Source organism: Verrucosispora sp. ts21, from assembly GCF_002879555.1.
Lineage (GTDB): Bacteria > Actinomycetota > Actinomycetes > Mycobacteriales > Micromonosporaceae > Micromonospora > Micromonospora gifhornensis.
In genome coordinates this window covers 13,007-29,701 of record NZ_PNOZ01000069.1, presented here as the reverse complement: position 1 = coordinate 29,701, position 16,695 = coordinate 13,007, and the positions used below count along the sequence as shown (strand labels likewise).

The following is a 16,695-nucleotide window of genomic DNA, read 5'->3' as shown; positions in this document are numbered from 1 at the left end:
CAACGATCAGCTCCGCCGGGCCGAAGGAGCCGGCGTCAGGCACGAATCATCGAGGCTAGGTATGGCAGGCGGCGATTCGCTCGACCCGGCGACGGCAGCAGCGCATCAGCGCATGCCCGGCTGTGCGATGTCGGCTTGTTCAGGAGACGGCTTGGGCTGGCGAAGGCGAACACGCACATCGGTGCTACCGGGCAAGATTTCAGCCAGCTCGAAACCCGCCGGCGTGAGGTCTGCGGTGGCTGCCGCGATGACCCCTGTCGGTGGGGTCTTCTTGACGGCGATCACGATCTCATCGACGAAGTCAAGGTTGTCGCGGAGTGCGTCGGAATGATCGGCTCCAACGGCCAGGATGGTTCGCGAGCCGGTGGCGTAGCAGGCTGACAGCCACGGTCGGAGATCAGTGCTCAGGTCGTCGGGCAGCGTGAAGTGTTCGGGAGCGTGACCGCCGGGGACGCCCTCCTCGATTGTCTTGTAGCTGAGCACGAGGTCTGTCCTACATCGCAGATCCGCGGTCAGTTGCTCGTTGACAGGCTGGCTGTCCTGATTGTCGTAGGCGTAGGTCCAGATCAAGTAGGGACGGCGGCGGCGGGTGGCGGCGAGCCAGGGGCCGAGGACGGTGAGGGTCTCGGCGGGCAGCACGTTGGTCTCGACCTCAATGCCGTGGGCGGTGAGCATGGCGGCGCCGCCGTCGCCTCGGGAGGTCGGGTCGAGGACGCTGATGACGACTCGGGTGATGCCGGCGTTGATGAGTTCCTGGCGGCAGGCCGGGGTGACGCCGATGTGGTTGCAGGGTTCGAGTGTGACGACGGCGGTGCCGCCTCGCGCTGCGGCGCCCGCTGTGCTGAGCGCGTTCACTTCGGCGTGGGCTTCTCCTTTGCGCCGGTGATAGCCGGTGCCGACAACGTCACCATGGCGATCGAGGATGACGCAGCCGACGGGCGGGTTTGGGCTCGTGGTGCCCAAGCCGAACGACGACAGTGTGATCGCTTGCCGCATCGCGGCCAACTCGACGTCGGATGCCATCAGGTGCCCTTCTTGAGGTCATCTAGGAAGGCGCGGACTTCTGGTAGTTGCTGGTGCACGTTGACTGCGGTGCCGAGGTGCGCGAGTTGATGCAGGATTCGTCGTGATCCCGCCCGGCGCGCGATCGGCAAGGCGTGGTGTGCTGTCGCCGCAGCCTGGTCGGGTTGGTTCGCTGCGGCATGGGCCATCGCCTTGTTCAGCAGGGCGGAGGCGAAGTCCTGCCGATGCCGCCGCGGAATCGTAGGGAGAGCTTCGTCGATGACGCCGATTGCCTCCTGTGGCCGCTGCGCCAGCCGAAGACACGCCCCGCGGTGCACTTCGATGTAGCCGCTGGTGCAGTAGGAGCCGTGCTCGCCCTCTGGCTTTCCCGGGTGACGGTCCGCTGCCCAGCGATGCGCGGCGTCCAGCAGGCGCAGCGCCGCGCGGTGCTCGCCTGTGGCGGCGAGGGAATGCGCGTGCTGGACACGCAGCGCCGCCCGCATCGGTCCGGGAAGCTTCTGGTCGTAGAGCAGCGCCGCTTCGGCCTGCTCGACGGCCTGGGCGGGGTGTCCGCTGGTCAACCATTGTTGGCTGCTGCGGTAGGTGGCCCAGGCGGTCATGGTCGGGTCAGCGATCTGGCCTGCCCAGGCGAGAGCCTGTCGTGTCCGGCGGTGGCCTGCGGCGTGGTCGTTGAGGGATTGATGCAGCCAGGCCGCGGATTCGGCATACTGGGCGGCGAGGCGGATGACGGCGGGGCGAAGCGCCTGGGGCACCTCGTTCGGAAGGTCCTCGATCGTCGTCAGTTGTCTGGTGACGCCCATCAGCGCGTACTCGGGGCCGAACACCTTGTCGTTCTGCACCAGGAGATGCCACTGTTCGCGCAACAGGTGGATGGTCTCGTCCCAACTGCCTGGTCGGGGCTCGATCGTCTCGGCGGTGATGCCTGTTCCATCGCTTCGTCGAGGGCTGTAGAGATCGGCATCGGTGGCGGCGCCAAGTACCTGACGCAGCGCTGCTCGCCGCGCTTGGCTGGGCCAGCGATGCTCGCCACGCTCCAGCTTGCCGACCCACCGGAAGTCGACATACTGGGCGGTGACGTCACGGCCCACATAAATTCGGTCGAGCGCCGCGTTGACCGCATCGGCCAGCTCACTGCGGGACATGCACTGGCCAGGACGCATCGGCGAGGACAGTCGACGCCGGGCCTCACTGAGCGCGGTGTTCGGCCTGATCGTGGTGTCCGGATGACGAGGCACTGACTTCCCCTCTACCCAGCATGCCGATCCCTGCCGACTATGCCACCGGTTGTCTAGATCATCCTGCTCTGACGTTGTCACGCCTCGTAGCGACACGGATCACCACGAAGTCGGACCACAAGTCGGTATTCCCGCACTGTTCACTATGAGTGATCGTGTGAGGAGTAGCCGGTGAGGCTTTAGGCGGCAGCCGGCCGCTTCAGAGCCTGTTTGCGGAGGTCACGGAGAGCATGCGTCGCTGCGCGGCCGGCAGCGGCAGCTTCCGTTGCTCGGCGCTGGCTACAGAGGAACGCGAAGTGGCCGACGGGTTGGTAGCCGCAGGGGCTGCCTGCCCACCGATCGCAAGTCTCGTTGGAGGACCAGTCATGGACAACCTGCTCGCCGTTAGCGGTGACCCGTTCGAGCTCGACGTGGAGATTGTCACGGAGGGTCCGGTCGCCGCGGCGTTGCTGGCGGACACGGACGACGGCTGCGACACCGTGAGGGGCAGTGACTGCTAGTCGCCGCACTCTGGCCGGTTCCGGCGGGCGATCCCCCGTACGCCCGCCGGAACCGGCGTCCCACGAAGGCAAGTCCTTCCTCGCAAGGGAATGGTGTTGACGGCAGGAGGGTGTCATGTTTCGCACGGTTGATGCCGCTACCGTCCGCATCGCAGCTCATGTGTGGCCCGATCACGGGGTGCCCTGGTCGGACCGGCACGATCCTGTCGGTGTCGAAGCCTGGCTGCGAGCGACCTGGCGTCAGGTCGGCATGGCGGAAGCGGTCTGGGTGGCGAGCCCTGGATTCGTCGACCGTGTAGAGACGGCTCTCGCGGGCCAGATGGTCGACGCCGGGCAAGGGTGGCGAATGGCGTTGGCGTTGGCGCGGTACCTGGTCCGCGCTCGCCGACGGGCTACGCCGTTCGGGTTGTTCTCGGGGGTGGCGACCCTGCGCTTCGACACAGCAGCCGCGGTGACGTTGTCAGAGCGGTCGGCCATGCATCTGCGCCCGGACGCGGAGTGGCTCGCGTCGCTGATCGCGCAGCTCGAAGCCGATCGGAACGTACGCCGCGGCCTGTACGTCCAGGCGAACAACCTCGCGCGGGTGTCTGGGCTCCGGGTCGTCGTGGAGTGCCGGCCCCATGCCTCCGTACTCACCGGGGGCGGATCCTCGGTGAGGCGTACCGAGGCGGTACGGCTGGCGATGTCGCTGGCCGCCGGGCCGATGCTGTGGGCTGAACTGGTCGATAAGGTCGCCGCCGGCTATCCGGAGTTCCCACGCATGTCGGCTGAGGCGCTGGTTGCCGACCTGGTCGATCAGGGCGTGTTGATCTCTGCTCTCCGGCCGCCGTCTACCTGCACCGACCCGATCAAGCACGTCCTGGACCAGCTTGACGCCATCCCTCATTCCGAGCCCGTCGGGCAGACGGTTCAGGAGCTTCGGGCACTGCATGGTCGCCTCGGTGCCACCACAGGGAGGGCGACAGACGTGCGTGGGCTGGCCGCTCGGATGCGGAAGTTGGCGGTGGCTCGGCAGCCGTTAGCGGTGGATTGTCGGCTCGAGGATCAGGTCGTCGTGCCGCATCAGGTCGCCGCGGAGGTCATCGCGTCGGTGGAGGTGCTGCGTCGGTTGACACCGCATCCGGCGGGACGACCGGAGTGGCGCGCGTACCATGCTCGGTTTGTCGATCGGTACGGAATGGCGGCGGTGGTGCCGCTTGCCGAGGTGGTCGATCCGGTGGCCGGTCTGGGCTACCCGGAGCACTTCGGCAGCGTCGAATGCCCGGCGGCGCCGCTGTCGGGTCGGGATGAGCGTTTGTTGGCGTTGGCGCAGCAGGCGGTGATCGACGGTGTCCGTGAGGTGGTCCTCGATGATGCGGCCGTGCGGGCGCTCGCCGGCCCAGACCCCGAGGGTCTCGTCAGTCCGCATGTCGACGTGTCGGCGGAGGTGCGCGCGGTGTCGTTGCGCGCGCTGGAGGAAGGCCGGTTCCTGGTCGCGGTGACGGGTATGGGCCGCTCGGCGATGGCGACGAGTGGCCGATTCCTCGACGTGCTGCCGTATGCCGAGCGTGAGTGGATGCGTCGGGAGTTCGCGCGCCTGCCGGTCGCGGTGGAAAGGGCCATGCCGGCGCAGGTGAGTTTCCCGCCGCGCAGGCTGCATGCCCAGAACGTGCTCAGGTCCCCGCAGGTACTTCCGTGGCTGGTCGGCATGGCCGAGCACCGCCCTGCTGGCGAAGACGTGATTGGCCCCGACGACCTCGGCGTGGCCGCTGATCGCGATCGGTTGGTTCTGGTGTCGATGTCGCGGCGTCGGGTGGTCGAGCCCACCGTGGCGCACGCCGCTGCCGTGCACACCATGCCGCTGCTCGCCCGGTTCCTGGTCGAGCTACCGCGAGCCTTGGACGTTCGGCTCAAGCCGTTCGACTGGGGCGCGGCGTCCTGTCTGCCGTTTCGACCTGCCCTGCGATATGGCCGGGTTCTCCTGTCCGCGGCGCGGTGGCGGATCGACCCGGCGCGGCTGCCCGCCGCAGCCGCCGGCGACGGCGAATGGTCGGCGGCGTGGGAGGCGCTGCGGGAGAGGCTGCGGCTGCCGAGGTGGGTGCAGGTCGGCAGCGGCGACCAGCGGCTGCGGCTCGACCTCGATCAGGCCATGGACCGGTCGCTGTTGCGCGCCCACCTGGACGCCGGCAGCGACACGGCGGTCACCCTCGTCGAGGCGGCGGGGCTGGAGGACTTCGGCTGGCTGTCCGGACGCGCGCACGAAATCGTCGTACCGGTCGCCTCTACAGCCGCTCCAGCTACGGCGCCGGCTGCGGTCACTGCACCAAGCTCGTGGCCGCCTCCTGCCGCTGCCGACCCGGTTCTGCCCGGGGCGAGCAGTCTTCTGTCCGGATCACTCGCCGTCGAGCCGTCGATGATGGAGTTGGTGTTGCGGCGAGGACTGCCCGCGCTGTTCGCTGACTGGCCGCAGCCGCCGATGTGGTGGTTCATCCGCATGCGCCGCCCGTATTCGCACCTGCGGCTTCGGCTGCACACCGACGACTACGGTCAGGCGGCGGTCAGAGTCGGCCGGTGGGCGGTCGCGCTTCGGCAGCAGGGACTCGCGGGTGATCTGCGCCTGGACACCTACCGACCGGAGACCGGCCGGTACGGCGACGGCCCGGCCATGTCCGCCGCCGAGGAGCTGTTCGCTGCGGACTCCCGCGCCGCGGTGGCCCAGATGGCGGCGAAGGACGAATCCCGGCTCGACCAGCAGGCGCTGACCGCCGCGAGCATGATCGACCTGGCCGCCGCGATGCTCGGCAGCCGCGACGACGGGTGCGAGTGGCTTGTCGCCCGGCCGGAACACCCCGGGCGAGCGCCTATCGACCGGGGGACCCTGCGCCAGGCGGTCACCCTCGATCCGACGTCCCTACCAGCGCCGGTTCGGCGCGCGTGGCGGGAACGATCCCGGGCCGCCGCCCGGTACGCCGATGCGTTGTCGGCCTCCGGCGGCCCGCTGACCCCCGCTGGGGTGCTCGCGTCGCTGGTGCATCTGCATTTCGTTCGCGCGCACGGCCCGGACGAGGCTGCCGAACAGGTCACGTATCGGCTCGCCCGCCACATCGCGCTCGCGGCGGTACGTCGCCGTGATCGCACCACAGGAGCCGGCCGATGACCGTCACCCTGCTTGCCACGCCGCTGCTACGAGCGGCCGAGACGATGGCCTCGTGCATCACCGACACCCTGACCGAGCCGCCCGCGCAACCCACCGGTGCCGACTACGGACCGCGCAGCACGCGCTGGTACGGCCAATCGCTGTCCAAAGGGGCCGCCGGGGTCGCGATCCTGCACGGGGTACGCGCACAGACGGGGCACGGTGGATGGGAACCGGTCCGTGCGTGGCTGCGCCACGCGAGCGCGGAGACGCTGAACAACGGCACCGGAGCGGGACTGTGGTTCGGTGCACCCGCTGTCACCCACGCCCTGACCACGGCCATGCCCCACGCACGCCCGGCTGCCCTGGACGCCCTGGACCACGCCGTCGCGGACCTTGCCGGGCGTCGGCTGGCCGCCGCCGAGGCACGCCTCGCGGCAGGCGCCCGGCCCGCGCTGTCGGAGTTCGACCTCGTCCGCGGGCTGACCGGCCTCGGAGCCCACCTGCTGCGCCGCTTCCCGGACGGCGACCTGCTGCGCCGGGTGCTGGCGTATCTGGTACGGCTCACCGAGCCGATCGACGCCGACGACGAGGCGGGCCGGCTCGCGCCGGGCTGGTGGAGCGCGGACCCACCCGACGACGATGGTGCTGAGCGGGGCGGACATGCCAACGTCGGCATGGCGCACGGCATCACCGGCCCCCTGGCCCTGCTAGCTCTGGCCATGCGGCGGAACATCCGGGTGCCGGGACAGACCGAGGCGATCGGCCGGATCTGCTCGTGGCTCGACACATGGGAGCAGGCGAGCCCGGCGGGCCCCTGGTGGCCCGAGAAGATCACCGTCGCGGAGTTGCACGCCGGACAGCCCGCCGTGAACCGCCCGGCGCGGCCGTCCTGGTGCTACGGCACCCCAGGAATCGCCCGCGCCCAGCAACTCGCCGGGATCGCCCTCGGCGATCCCGCCCGGCAGCAGGCGGCAGAAGACGCGCTGGCCCGCTGCCTGGCCGACCCCGTCCAGCTCAGCCGGATCATCGACCCGGCGCTGTGCCACGGCTGGGCAGGACTCGCCGCCACCCTCTGGTACGCCGCCGCCGACGCCCGCGACACCAGCCTGCCCGCCGCCGTGCCCCACCTGATACGCCTGCTGATCCAACACGCCACCAACCCCACCCCCGCACCGTCCGGCCTGATATCGGGCCCCGCCGGCATCGCCCTCACCCTCCACACCTTCGCGACCGGCACCGACACCCACTGGTCCACGAGCCTGCTGATCAACTAGACGAGGAGAGCATCATGGACCCCGATCCCGAACCCGACACCGAGCCACCACCGGACACGGGGCCGGTCAGCCGGTGGCGCCAGGTGAACCTGACCTTCACGAACTGGCGAACGGCTGAGGAGTACGCCGCGGCCCGGCTCGGCCCCGCGCTCGTCGCCGCCGAGGACGACGGCGTGATCAGTGCGTTCTGGTTCGTCCGCAAGTCCGAGACGTGGCGGCTGCGGCTGCTGCCCGGCGGCCGGCTCCCCCGGTTCTACGCATTGCTCGCCGGCATCACCGCCGACGACCGGATCCGCGATGTCGCCGAACCCGTCTACCGGGCCGAGGCGTACGCCTTCGGCGGCGAGGACGCGATGACGATCGCCCACACCCTCTTCCACGCCGACAGCCGCCACATCCTCGGCCACCTCGCCGCCCGTGGCGACCACCGCCGAGAGCTGGGCGTGCTGCTCGCCACCCGCCTCATGCGCGCCGCCGGCCTGGAATTCTCCGAACAAGGCGATGTCTGGCGGCATATCGCCATCCGCCGGCACCAACCCCACACGCCCACGCCGAGCCCGGGGCTGATCGCCGCTGTGCAGCGTTTGATCACCGCCGGCGACGACACGCCGCGCAGCCCGTTGAGCACCGCTCCGTCATGGCCGGGAGCGCACGAGCAGGCAGGCCGAGACCTCCGGTTCCTCGACCGGAACGGCGTACTGACCCGCGACCTGCGCGGCGTGCTGACCCATCACGTCCTGTTCCTGTTCAACCGGCTCGGCATCTCGGCCACCGATACCTGGCTCCTGGCAACGGCCGCCGTACACGTCACCTTCCACCACGCGTCCGACATCCCACCCGGCTACCACCCCGCCGGGACGACCGACAGTAGGGTAAAAGCAGTGAACACGTCCCAAACCACGCCTGAAACCGTCGACGCAGCGGCACTGCGCGAACAGCTCGTCACCACCCTCAAACAACGCGGCCACATCCGCTCCGCCCCTGTCGAGCAGGCCTTCCGGACGGTGCCCCGCGAGCAGTTCCTACCCGGCGTCAACCTGGAAACCGTCTACACCCGCCGCCAGATCGTCACCAAACGCGACCCCCACGGCACCGCGCTGTCATCGGCATCAAGCCCCAGCCTCGTCGCGGACATGCTCGAACAACTCGACCCGCAACCCGGAGACCACGTCCTGGAGATCGGCGCCGCCACCGGCATCAACGCCGCCCTCCTCGCCGAGCTGACCAACCCCGGCGGCACGATCGTCACCATCGAACTCGACCAGGACCTCGCCGATGGCGCCCGCGCCGCCCTCGACCGCGCCGGCTACGACACCGTCGAGGTGATCTGCGGCGACGGAGCCCTGGGCCACCCCGAATCCGCGCCCTACCAGCGGATCATTGTCACCGCTGGCGCGTGGGACATCTCCGCAGCATGGTGGAACCAACTCGCCGAGCAGGGCCGTATCGTCGTCCCGCTGCGCGTGCACGAGAGCGGCCTGACCCGATGCTTCGCCTTCGACCGCACCAGCCCCACGACCCTGGTCAGCACCACGACACCGCTGGTCTGCGGATTCGTGCCCATGCGCGGCACGGCCGAGCACACCGACCAGCACATCCGCTTGGACTCCGACGTGGTCCTCAAACTCGACGCCGCCGACCAACCCGACCGCGCCGCCCTCGCCCGCGCCCTCCACCACCCCCGGTACGAACGCTGGACCGGAATACAGGTCACCGACAACGACCCCATCGGCCACCTCGACCTGTGGCTCCTCGTGAACGCCGGCAAGCCGTTCGGCCGTCTCCGCGCAGGCGACACCGCCCCCACCAGCGCACTGGTCACCCCCGCCTACCGATGGGCCGGAGCCGCCATCTACCACGGCGGCACCATCGCCTACCTCGCCTTCCAAGAGACCAGCGACGGCCAACACGAACTAGGCGCCATCGCCAACGGCCCGGACGCCGACAAGCTCGCCACGGAACTGACCGACCTACTCGACCAGTGGGACGAGGCCGGCCGCCCCAACAAGCCCACCGTCACCGCCCACCGCGCCGGAACCCGACCGGTCCAGACCGGCGACATCAGCCGACCCGACACGGTCCTCAACATCTCCTTCTGACCGAGAGCCGCCGGGGCGGCGCACCGCCCCGGCGTCCCGATGCGAGCGGCCGGCGTGCGTAGCAACACGGCAGCCAGCCGCGCCCCCGCTCGCCCAAGGAACGGCCTTCCGCAGCAGATGAGGACACCCATGCCCGTCGTCCCTACCATCGCCGCCCGATTCCCCCTCGTCGCCCGCAAGCGCCCGCCAGCCAAACCGCTCGACGCACGGGTAATGCGACTCGCCGGGCTCGCCGAGACCGCCCACCGCGAACACGACCCGGAGAAGGCGTCCATGGTGTTCAACGGAGCCGCTCTCGTCGCCTCCGACTGCGCGGACGCAGCACTCGCCGAACTCTGGTGCCACCGTCACGCGAACCTCTACCTCAACCGCGCCGTACTCAACGGGTACACCGCCCGGTTCGCTCTCGAACCCGTCGTCAATCTCGCCCGCCTCCGCATCCGCGCCGGCGACGGAGAACGTGCACACCGCCTGCTCACCGACCTCTACCATGCGGTCGTCAACAGCGACCCCATTGTCATCAGCGGGCTGGAAATACATCCCCGACAGCTCCCTGCGGAGGCCGAAGAACGCGAACAGATCACCAACTGGCTCCGCAACGTCCTGCTCTCCGACGGAACCCGCGCCCTCACCATCAACGGCCGGTGGACCGACGCCATGACGCACGTCCAACGCTACGACGGAATCGGGCCCACTCTCCGCGACGGGCGACAGGTCGCCGTCGTGGCCCACCTCATCCACGGCGACACCCCCGCAGCTACCGCCCTCCTTAACCGCATCACGATCGAGCAACCGTGGGAGGAACTGGTACGCGATCTCCTATATGGCTGGAGCTCAGCCACCGACGATCGAAGCCGAACCGACGGCCGAGAATTGATCGGCCGAGTATCAAACATGGCGCCAGGCTCCGGACTATCGGTATTTCGCACCCGACTAGTCCTCACCGCCCTCGACCTTTCCGCAACCGTTGCAGCCGGACTGATCGATTGTCTGGCAAACGAGGTAATCCAGGAGCAGGACGCCAACGCCGCGCGTGATCTCCTCAACCACCCAGCCGTCGGTCCCGAACACCACGGCCCGCTACGGCAGATGGTCAGCGCAAGCGGCCTCGGCCTTGGACAACTTCCGAAACCAGCCCGCCACACTCTCTCATCGGCACTCGACCTGGCCGCAACCGTGATACGCACCAGCCAAACCAACCGTTGAATCCCGCATTCGCACCTCGTAACCGTTGCTCAACGCCGCGAAGTTCGAGGCCAGTCAGGCAATGCCAAGTTCCTTGTCGACTTCACGCCCTGCACGGACGGTAGGGCCCCTGGCGGCAGCCATGCACTCACGGCCTCCACTGGCAGGGCGACGGGCGGGAGGCCCGCGAACCTTCCCACGAGGCGGCTCCAGGCCGGGCGCGTTTTGTCACATGCGCCCGATATTGTCGCCGCGCAATCGCATCCCACCGATGCCCGCTCACGGAGGTCCAATCCATGGCTGGTTCCGCGCTCGACACCGTCTCTGCTGATGAGGCCCGCGCCCGGCTCGTCTACCAGCTCCTCGCTGACCGGTGGATCACCTCGCCGGCGGTGGAGGCGGCGTTTCGCCGGGTGCCGCGACATCTGTTCGCGACCGACGTCGGCGTCCACGCCGCGTACGCCGATGATGTCCTCATCACCAGACGCGGCCCGGACGGGCGCGCGACGAGTTCGATCTCCGCGCCGTGGCTACAGGCGTACATGCTGGAACAGGCCTGGCTGCGGCCGGGCGCCCGGGTCCTTGAAGTCGGCTCCGGCGGCTACAACGCCGCGCTGATCGCCGATGTCGTCGGTCCGGACGGCACGGTCGTCAGCGTCGACATCGACGCCGACGTCACCGACCGCGCCCGCACCGGCTTGGACCGTGCCGGCTACCAGCAGGTCACCGTGGTACACGGCGACGGCGAGCACGGAAACCAGCCCCACGCCCCGTACGACGCCATCATCGCCACCGTGGAGACACCGGACCTGCCACCGGCCTGGCTCGACCAACTCACCCCGGCCGGTGTTCTCATCGTGCCGCTGCGGATACGCGGCATGACCCGGTGCCTCACCCTGCGACGCCACGAGGATCACCTCCTCGCCACCGCGGCACTGCAATGCGGGTTCGTGCCGATGCAGGGCGACGGACGCCACCCCACCCGCCGCCTGGCCCTGCGCGGCGACGACATCGTCGTGACCCTGGACGACACCACCACCGAGGTGAACCCGGACGCACTCGCCGCGGCCCTGCACTCGCCGCGGCGGGAGGCATGGTCGCCGGTCACCATCACCATGCAGGAGGGCTCTTCTTTCGAGTCGCTGCACCTGTGGCTGGCCAGCCAGCCCCGACCCTTCGGCACTCTCGCCGTAGACCGCGAACGCACCGCCGACCTGGTCGACCCGCAAGACCGGTTCGTCTGCCCCACCCTGCTCACCACCGACAGCGTCGCCTACCTCGCGATGCGCAAGCTCGACGACACCACCTGGCAGTTCGGCGCCCACGGCTTCGGACCCGATGCCGACACCCTCACCGCCGACATGCTCAACCTCATCACGATCTGGGAACACCACCACCGGCACGGACCCGGCCCGACAATCACCGTGCACCCCAACAGCACACACCCGCCTACAGCCGACGGACCCCAGCTGCTCGTAACCCGCCGCCACACCACGATCACCGTCACCTGGCCCGGCTCGGGAGAGCCGCGATGACCACCGACCCGTCGCGCATCGAACGGTCCTCCCCGCAGTTCCCGACCCTCGTGATCGTGCGCGGAAACTCGGCAAGCGGAAAGACGACCGCAGCCCGAGAAGCACGACGCCGCTACGGGCGCGGCTGCGCCCTACTCGAACTTTCCCACCGTCCTCTTGGTGTACGTGACGTCCGCGAAGCCGTCGGATCTTGATCCTTCGGCGACCCTAACCTTTCATGATCTTCACGTTCGGGACGTGGGGATGTGAGGGTGTGCGTGGATCGCAGGCGGATTGTTGGACAGCTCCGGGTACAGGAGATCTTCCTCAGCGGCGGGCGGCGGTCGTGGACGATCCTGTGGCCGGAGGGCGCGGTCCACGAGGAGGCGGACCGGTTTCTGCGCCGGTACGACGGCGAGCCGGGTACGCAGCGGACGTACGCGTATCTGCTGGTGGATCATCTGCGGTGGCTGGAACGCGAGGCGCTGCAGCTGAAAGCCGTCCGTTTGCGTGATCTTCAGCGGTACATGGGGATCGTCGGCGCCGCCGTGCGGATGCCGCTGGGTGAGCCTTGGCGGGTCGGTAAGCAGCCGTACGGTGCGGCGACCTTGGGCACCGCCGCGTCGGTGCTGAAGGGCTTCTACCTGAGCTTGGGCTACGAACAGGTCAGCGCCGAGCTTCGGCGTGACTTGGACCGGACTCGGTTGCCGTCGAAGGCGGACCGGAACCGGTCGCTGCTGGGGCATGTCAGCTCGGCGATGCCGGCCAATCCGCTCGCGCCGCGCAAGGGCGGTCGGCGGCATCCGAAGATGCTGCCTGACGAGGGGCGTGGCCGGCTGGTGCGGAAGGCGACGACGGCTCGGGACCGGATGATCGTGACGTGGCTGTATGACGGCGGGTTCCGGATCGGCGAGCTGTGTGGTCTGCACCTGGCGGACCTTCATCTGCGGGAGAACGCCGAGTGCGATCAGGCGCGCGGCGCGCACGTGCACATCTGCCACCGCGACGGCAACAGCAACCAGGCCAGGGCGAAGACGAAGCATCCGTGGGAGTTGGTCAACGGTGTCGTGCATGGTGGGCTGATCCGCCGGGTCAGCCCGGAGATGGTCCACACCTACTTCGCCTACATGACCAGCGAGTACCCGCGTAGCGCGGTGACCGGCCACGGGATGCTTCTGGTGCAGCTCGCTGGAGATCACTACGGGCAGCCTCTGTCGGCTGCGGGTGCCCGCAGCATGTTCCGCCGAGCGGGGTTGCGGGCTGGGCTCGGCCGGGTGCACCCGCACCAGGCTCGGCACAACTTCGCTACCGCGGTCTTGGACGCTTCGGGCGGCAACCTGATGATCGCCCGCGACGCCGGCGGCTGGGCGTCGAGCGCGACCGTCGACCAGATCTACGGGCACACCGACATCCACGATCCGAAGTTCGACGCGGCCCTGCGTAAGGTCTGGAGCCAGTCGTGACCGCTGCGGCACACCTGGCCATGATCCGACCGGACCGCGAATCCCGGGACCGGCTGGAGATCCTGACCGCGCTGATCGACGGGCCGGGGTTCGACCCGCTGTTTCGCAGTGACGACATCCGTATCCCGAGGAATCACCAAACGTTGCACTGGAACTGCCTGATCAACGGCTGCGACGGCTACATCACGAGGCAGGAGCTGTGCACCAATCACCTGGCCAGGTGGTACGTGGCGGAAGCGGCCGGCATGGACCGACTGGAGTTCATACGCTCAGCCCCGCTGATCGGGGCACGGCGGCGGTTCAACGCCCCGAACGGCTGTCGCGTCTCCCGCTGCGAGCGGCCGGCGGAACGCAGCATGCGTGTCGGGCTGTGCACCTTCCACCGCAACCGATGGCAGGAGCTGACCGGCTCAACCCGAGCGCCGGAAGACAGTAACGAGTTCGAACTGTGGTTGTCCGGCCAAGAGCCCCGAGCTTCCTACGGCCAGTGCATCGCGGCCTGCTGCGACGATCTGGCGCGCTCGCCTTTGGAGCTCTGCGAGGATCACGAGAAGCTCTACCGGCGGGCTGGCCGCCCTGGTGGCGCTCGGCTGCCGTCCAACTGGTGCCGCTGGTTTGAGCGTCGCGGCCAGCGCGTTCCCGTCAGCTTCGACGACGAGCCGGCGTTTCGCGGCTGGTGCCGTCAGGTCCGGCCGGCTGCCCGGCCCGGGCAGATCAGCCTGCATGGGCTGAGTCCGCTGATGAGGGCGGAGCTGAAGTGGGGCCTGTTCTCCTACACCCAGCGCAGCGACCACACCCGGTGGTGGATGCATGCGATCCTGCGGGTCGTCGCCGCCTGCCGCGGCCTCGCCTGCTTGGCCGACCTGGACGTCGATGCGATGGGCGAGCAAGAACGGACGATCGTGACCGAGATTTGCCGGGATCTGGAGATTGTCTACGTCACGCCGAGCGAGAGCAAAGCTGCCGGCTACATCGATTTCGAGCACTTTGGCCGCCGGATCGGCAAACTCAATAGCAAGTTCGACCTGTCGCAGGTCCCGCAGCAGTGGCTGCGGGACCTGCTCTGGGATCACCTCGCCGAGCAACTTCGGTCGGTGGACAGCCCACGCGGCCGGGGCACCTACTTCGCGATACGCGTCGCGGTGCAGGAACTCGGGGCGTTCCTCGAAGCCCGCGCGCCGGAGGCCGGGCACAGCCCGGCCTTGCTTTCGGCGGAACACGTCGAGCAGTTCGTCTCCGATCATCGCCGCCGAGCCCGCGACCGGCTCCCCGCCCTGCGGCCCAGTCCCACCACCAAGCAAGCCGTCGTCACCGAGGGGACCTGCAAGAGCACCTTCGACAACCTGCGCCGGATCATGCGCGCGGCCCTCGAAGCGGGCCACGCCGAGCAGATCGGCCTGCCCCGAGAGTTCATCGTCGCCTTCCCCGTCGGCGACAAGCGCGCCTTCCGGCCCCGCAGCCCATACACCGACAACACCGCCCGCGCCCTCGCCGACCCCACCAACCTCAACCTGCTGGCCCAAGAAGACGTCACCGACCGGGGAGTACGCGACATCTGGGAGACGATCATCGTGACCGGGCGGCGCGCTGGCGAGGTTCTCGGTCTGCGGTTGGACTGCGTCGAGATCCACAACGGCGTGCCGCTGCTGTGGCACGACCAGACCAAGGTCGGCAACTACAACGAGGCCATCCGCATCCCCGACTTCATCTACCAGCGGCTGCGTGAACGGCAACGCACCACGATCGCGCGGTTCGAGCAGCGCTACGCCCGCACGCTCACGGCTCAGGAACGCGCGAGTATGGCGATGTTCCCCCGCGCCTACAGGAACCCGCACGGCACCTACGCCGTCGGCCTCGGCTGGTTCCACGGTCACTTCCGCCGCTGGGTCTGGGATCTCGACCTTGAGCCCGCCGTCCCGCACCAGGCCCGCCACACCTTGGCGACCAGGCTGCTGGCCGCCGGGGCCAGCCTGCAGCACATCAAGCGCTACCTCGGCCACGTTTCCGAGCGCATGACCGAGCACTACGCCAAGGTCGCGCTCAGCGAGATCGACGACGTTCTGCAGCACGTCTGGGTCGCCGGCCCCGGCGCCCCACAACCCGGCGCAGCAGTCTCCGACGGAATCCCGCAACTGCCGCGTGAACAGGCCCAGGCGTTGGCGATCGACCTTGGCCGGCGCAGCACCCCAACCGAAGGCGGACTCTGCACCTACCAGATCGTCGTCGACGGCGGCGCCTGCCCCTGGAACCTAAACTGCACCAGCTGCGACAAGTTCGTCATGACCGGCGCCGACCTGCTGTATTGGCGCCGCAAACGCGAACAGTGGCACTCCCTGGCCGAACGCGCACCCACCGACGAGATGGCCGACTGGCTGCACCAGCAGTTTGAACCTACTGCCCGCGCCATCGCCGGACTCGAACGCGCCCTCGCCGGCCTCGGCCTGCTCAACGACGCCCTCGCTCTGGACCTACGCCGGCCCCAGGACTACTTCCACCGCCTCTGGAGCACCGCGTTCCGCACCTCTGACCTCGCCGCCCTCAGCGGCCCGGAGACCCCCTCATGACCACTTCCGACCGCGGAACGCGCACCATGGCCGCCAACCACGCCCGCCAGCAGAGCACCCGCGACAAGCTCGAACGAATCGAGGTGACGCTGCGCACCATGCGTCGGGAGCGGACTCCGATCACCTACCCGGCGGTCGCTCGACGGGCTGGAGTCTCGCGCACCTTCCTCTACCAGAACACCGACGCCAAGAAACTGGTGACTACCGCGATCGCCTCCAACGGCCACCAGCGGCGCCGAACCCAGGCAGCACACGACGCGCACGTCGAAGCCTCCTGGCACCAGCGCGCGCTCAACGCAGAGGATGCACTCAAGGCCACCTACACCGAGATCGACACTCAACGGGAGCGGATCGGCATCCTCCTCGGACAGATCCGCGACCTGCAAGCCGAGTACGCCGACGGCACCGCCCAACGCCTCGGAGAGCAGAACACCACGCTCAAGCAGCGTGTTCGCCAGCTCACCGAGGACAATCGGGGGCTGGAGCAGAAACTGCAAGCCGCCCGCTCCAACAACCGCTTCCTCGACAAACGCCTTGCAGACCTCGAAGCCGAACTCATCGAAACCAGATGACTCCTTCGTCCGAAATGGCCCCACCCAGGCAATCGCGGCCAACGGACAGAACGAGGACACGGACGAGCCACAACGTGGCAAGTATTCGACTCACGGTAGTGGCAGCGCCACTAACAGGCATTGACGCTCGTCTCGCCAACCGGCAGAA

11 protein-coding genes and 1 pseudogene are annotated in these 16,695 nt (G+C 68.8%); 10 read left to right on the top strand and 2 right to left on the bottom strand.

Translation table 11 applies throughout. The features are described from left to right. Nucleotides 1-105: 105 nt before the first annotated feature. Entirely contained in the window at nucleotides 106-1,023 is a 918-nt protein-coding gene (ribD, locus tag C1A38_RS24185; RefSeq protein ID WP_102660020.1) for a bifunctional diaminohydroxyphosphoribosylaminopyrimidine deaminase/5-amino-6-(5-phosphoribosylamino)uracil reductase RibD, read from the bottom strand. After that, nucleotides 1,023-2,165, bottom strand: coding sequence for an NsdA family TPR-like regulatory protein (locus C1A38_RS24180; protein ID WP_102660019.1), 1,143 nt, complete (start codon nucleotides 2,163-2,165; stop codon nucleotides 1,023-1,025). The genes ribD and C1A38_RS24180 overlap by 1 nt, the downstream gene beginning before the upstream one ends. A gap of 458 nt (nucleotides 2,166-2,623) precedes the next feature. Between C1A38_RS24180 and C1A38_RS24175 the strand changes: the two genes are divergently transcribed. The 10 genes and pseudogenes from C1A38_RS24175 (at nucleotide 2,624) to C1A38_RS24130 (ending at nucleotide 16,547) form a co-directional block, all read left to right on the top strand. Continuing rightward, entirely contained in the window at nucleotides 2,624-2,758 is a 135-nt protein-coding gene (locus C1A38_RS24175) for an FxLD family lanthipeptide (RefSeq protein WP_102660018.1), read from the top strand. Nucleotides 2,759-2,873: 115 nt separating this feature from the next. Beyond that, nucleotides 2,874-5,894 (top strand): lantibiotic dehydratase, encoded by a 3,021-nt coding sequence (locus tag C1A38_RS24170; RefSeq protein ID WP_102660017.1) that lies wholly within the window; start codon nucleotides 2,874-2,876, stop codon nucleotides 5,892-5,894. Continuing rightward, nucleotides 5,891-7,150, top strand: coding sequence for a lanthionine synthetase C family protein (locus C1A38_RS24165; RefSeq protein ID WP_102660016.1), 1,260 nt, complete (start codon nucleotides 5,891-5,893; stop codon nucleotides 7,148-7,150). The genes C1A38_RS24170 and C1A38_RS24165 overlap by 4 nt, the downstream gene beginning before the upstream one ends. A 14-nt stretch (nucleotides 7,151-7,164) precedes the next feature. Beyond that, nucleotides 7,165-9,249, top strand: a complete 2,085-nt coding sequence (gene fxlM / locus C1A38_RS24160) for a methyltransferase, FxLD system (RefSeq protein ID WP_102660015.1) — start codon at nucleotides 7,165-7,167, stop codon at nucleotides 9,247-9,249. Between the two features lie 129 nt (nucleotides 9,250-9,378). After that, nucleotides 9,379-10,455 carry a hypothetical protein gene (locus C1A38_RS24155; protein ID WP_102660014.1) on the top strand — a complete coding sequence of 359 codons (1,077 nt, stop codon included), beginning with the start codon at nucleotides 9,379-9,381 and terminating at the stop codon, nucleotides 10,453-10,455. A gap of 275 nt (nucleotides 10,456-10,730) precedes the next feature. Beyond that, nucleotides 10,731-11,969: a methyltransferase, FxLD system gene (gene fxlM, locus C1A38_RS24150; RefSeq protein WP_102660013.1), complete on the top strand. Its 1,239-nt coding sequence runs from the start codon at nucleotides 10,731-10,733 to the stop codon at nucleotides 11,967-11,969. Continuing rightward, nucleotides 11,966-12,109 (top strand): annotated as a pseudogene (locus C1A38_RS32005) (AAA family ATPase); the annotation flags it as partial. The gene fxlM (C1A38_RS24150) and the pseudogene C1A38_RS32005, both read left to right, overlap by 4 nt. 117 nt (nucleotides 12,110-12,226) lie before the next feature. Then, nucleotides 12,227-13,411 (top strand): tyrosine-type recombinase/integrase, encoded by a 1,185-nt coding sequence (locus C1A38_RS24140; protein ID WP_102660012.1) that lies wholly within the window; start codon nucleotides 12,227-12,229, stop codon nucleotides 13,409-13,411. Next, a complete protein-coding gene (locus C1A38_RS24135) occupies nucleotides 13,408-15,975 on the top strand; it encodes a tyrosine-type recombinase/integrase (RefSeq protein WP_199180315.1) in 2,568 nt (855 codons plus the stop codon). The genes C1A38_RS24140 and C1A38_RS24135 overlap by 4 nt, the downstream gene beginning before the upstream one ends. After that, nucleotides 15,972-16,547 (top strand): DUF6262 family protein, encoded by a 576-nt coding sequence (locus tag C1A38_RS24130; protein ID WP_199180314.1) that lies wholly within the window; start codon nucleotides 15,972-15,974, stop codon nucleotides 16,545-16,547. The genes C1A38_RS24135 and C1A38_RS24130 overlap by 4 nt, the downstream gene beginning before the upstream one ends. Nucleotides 16,548-16,695 lie beyond the last annotated feature (148 nt).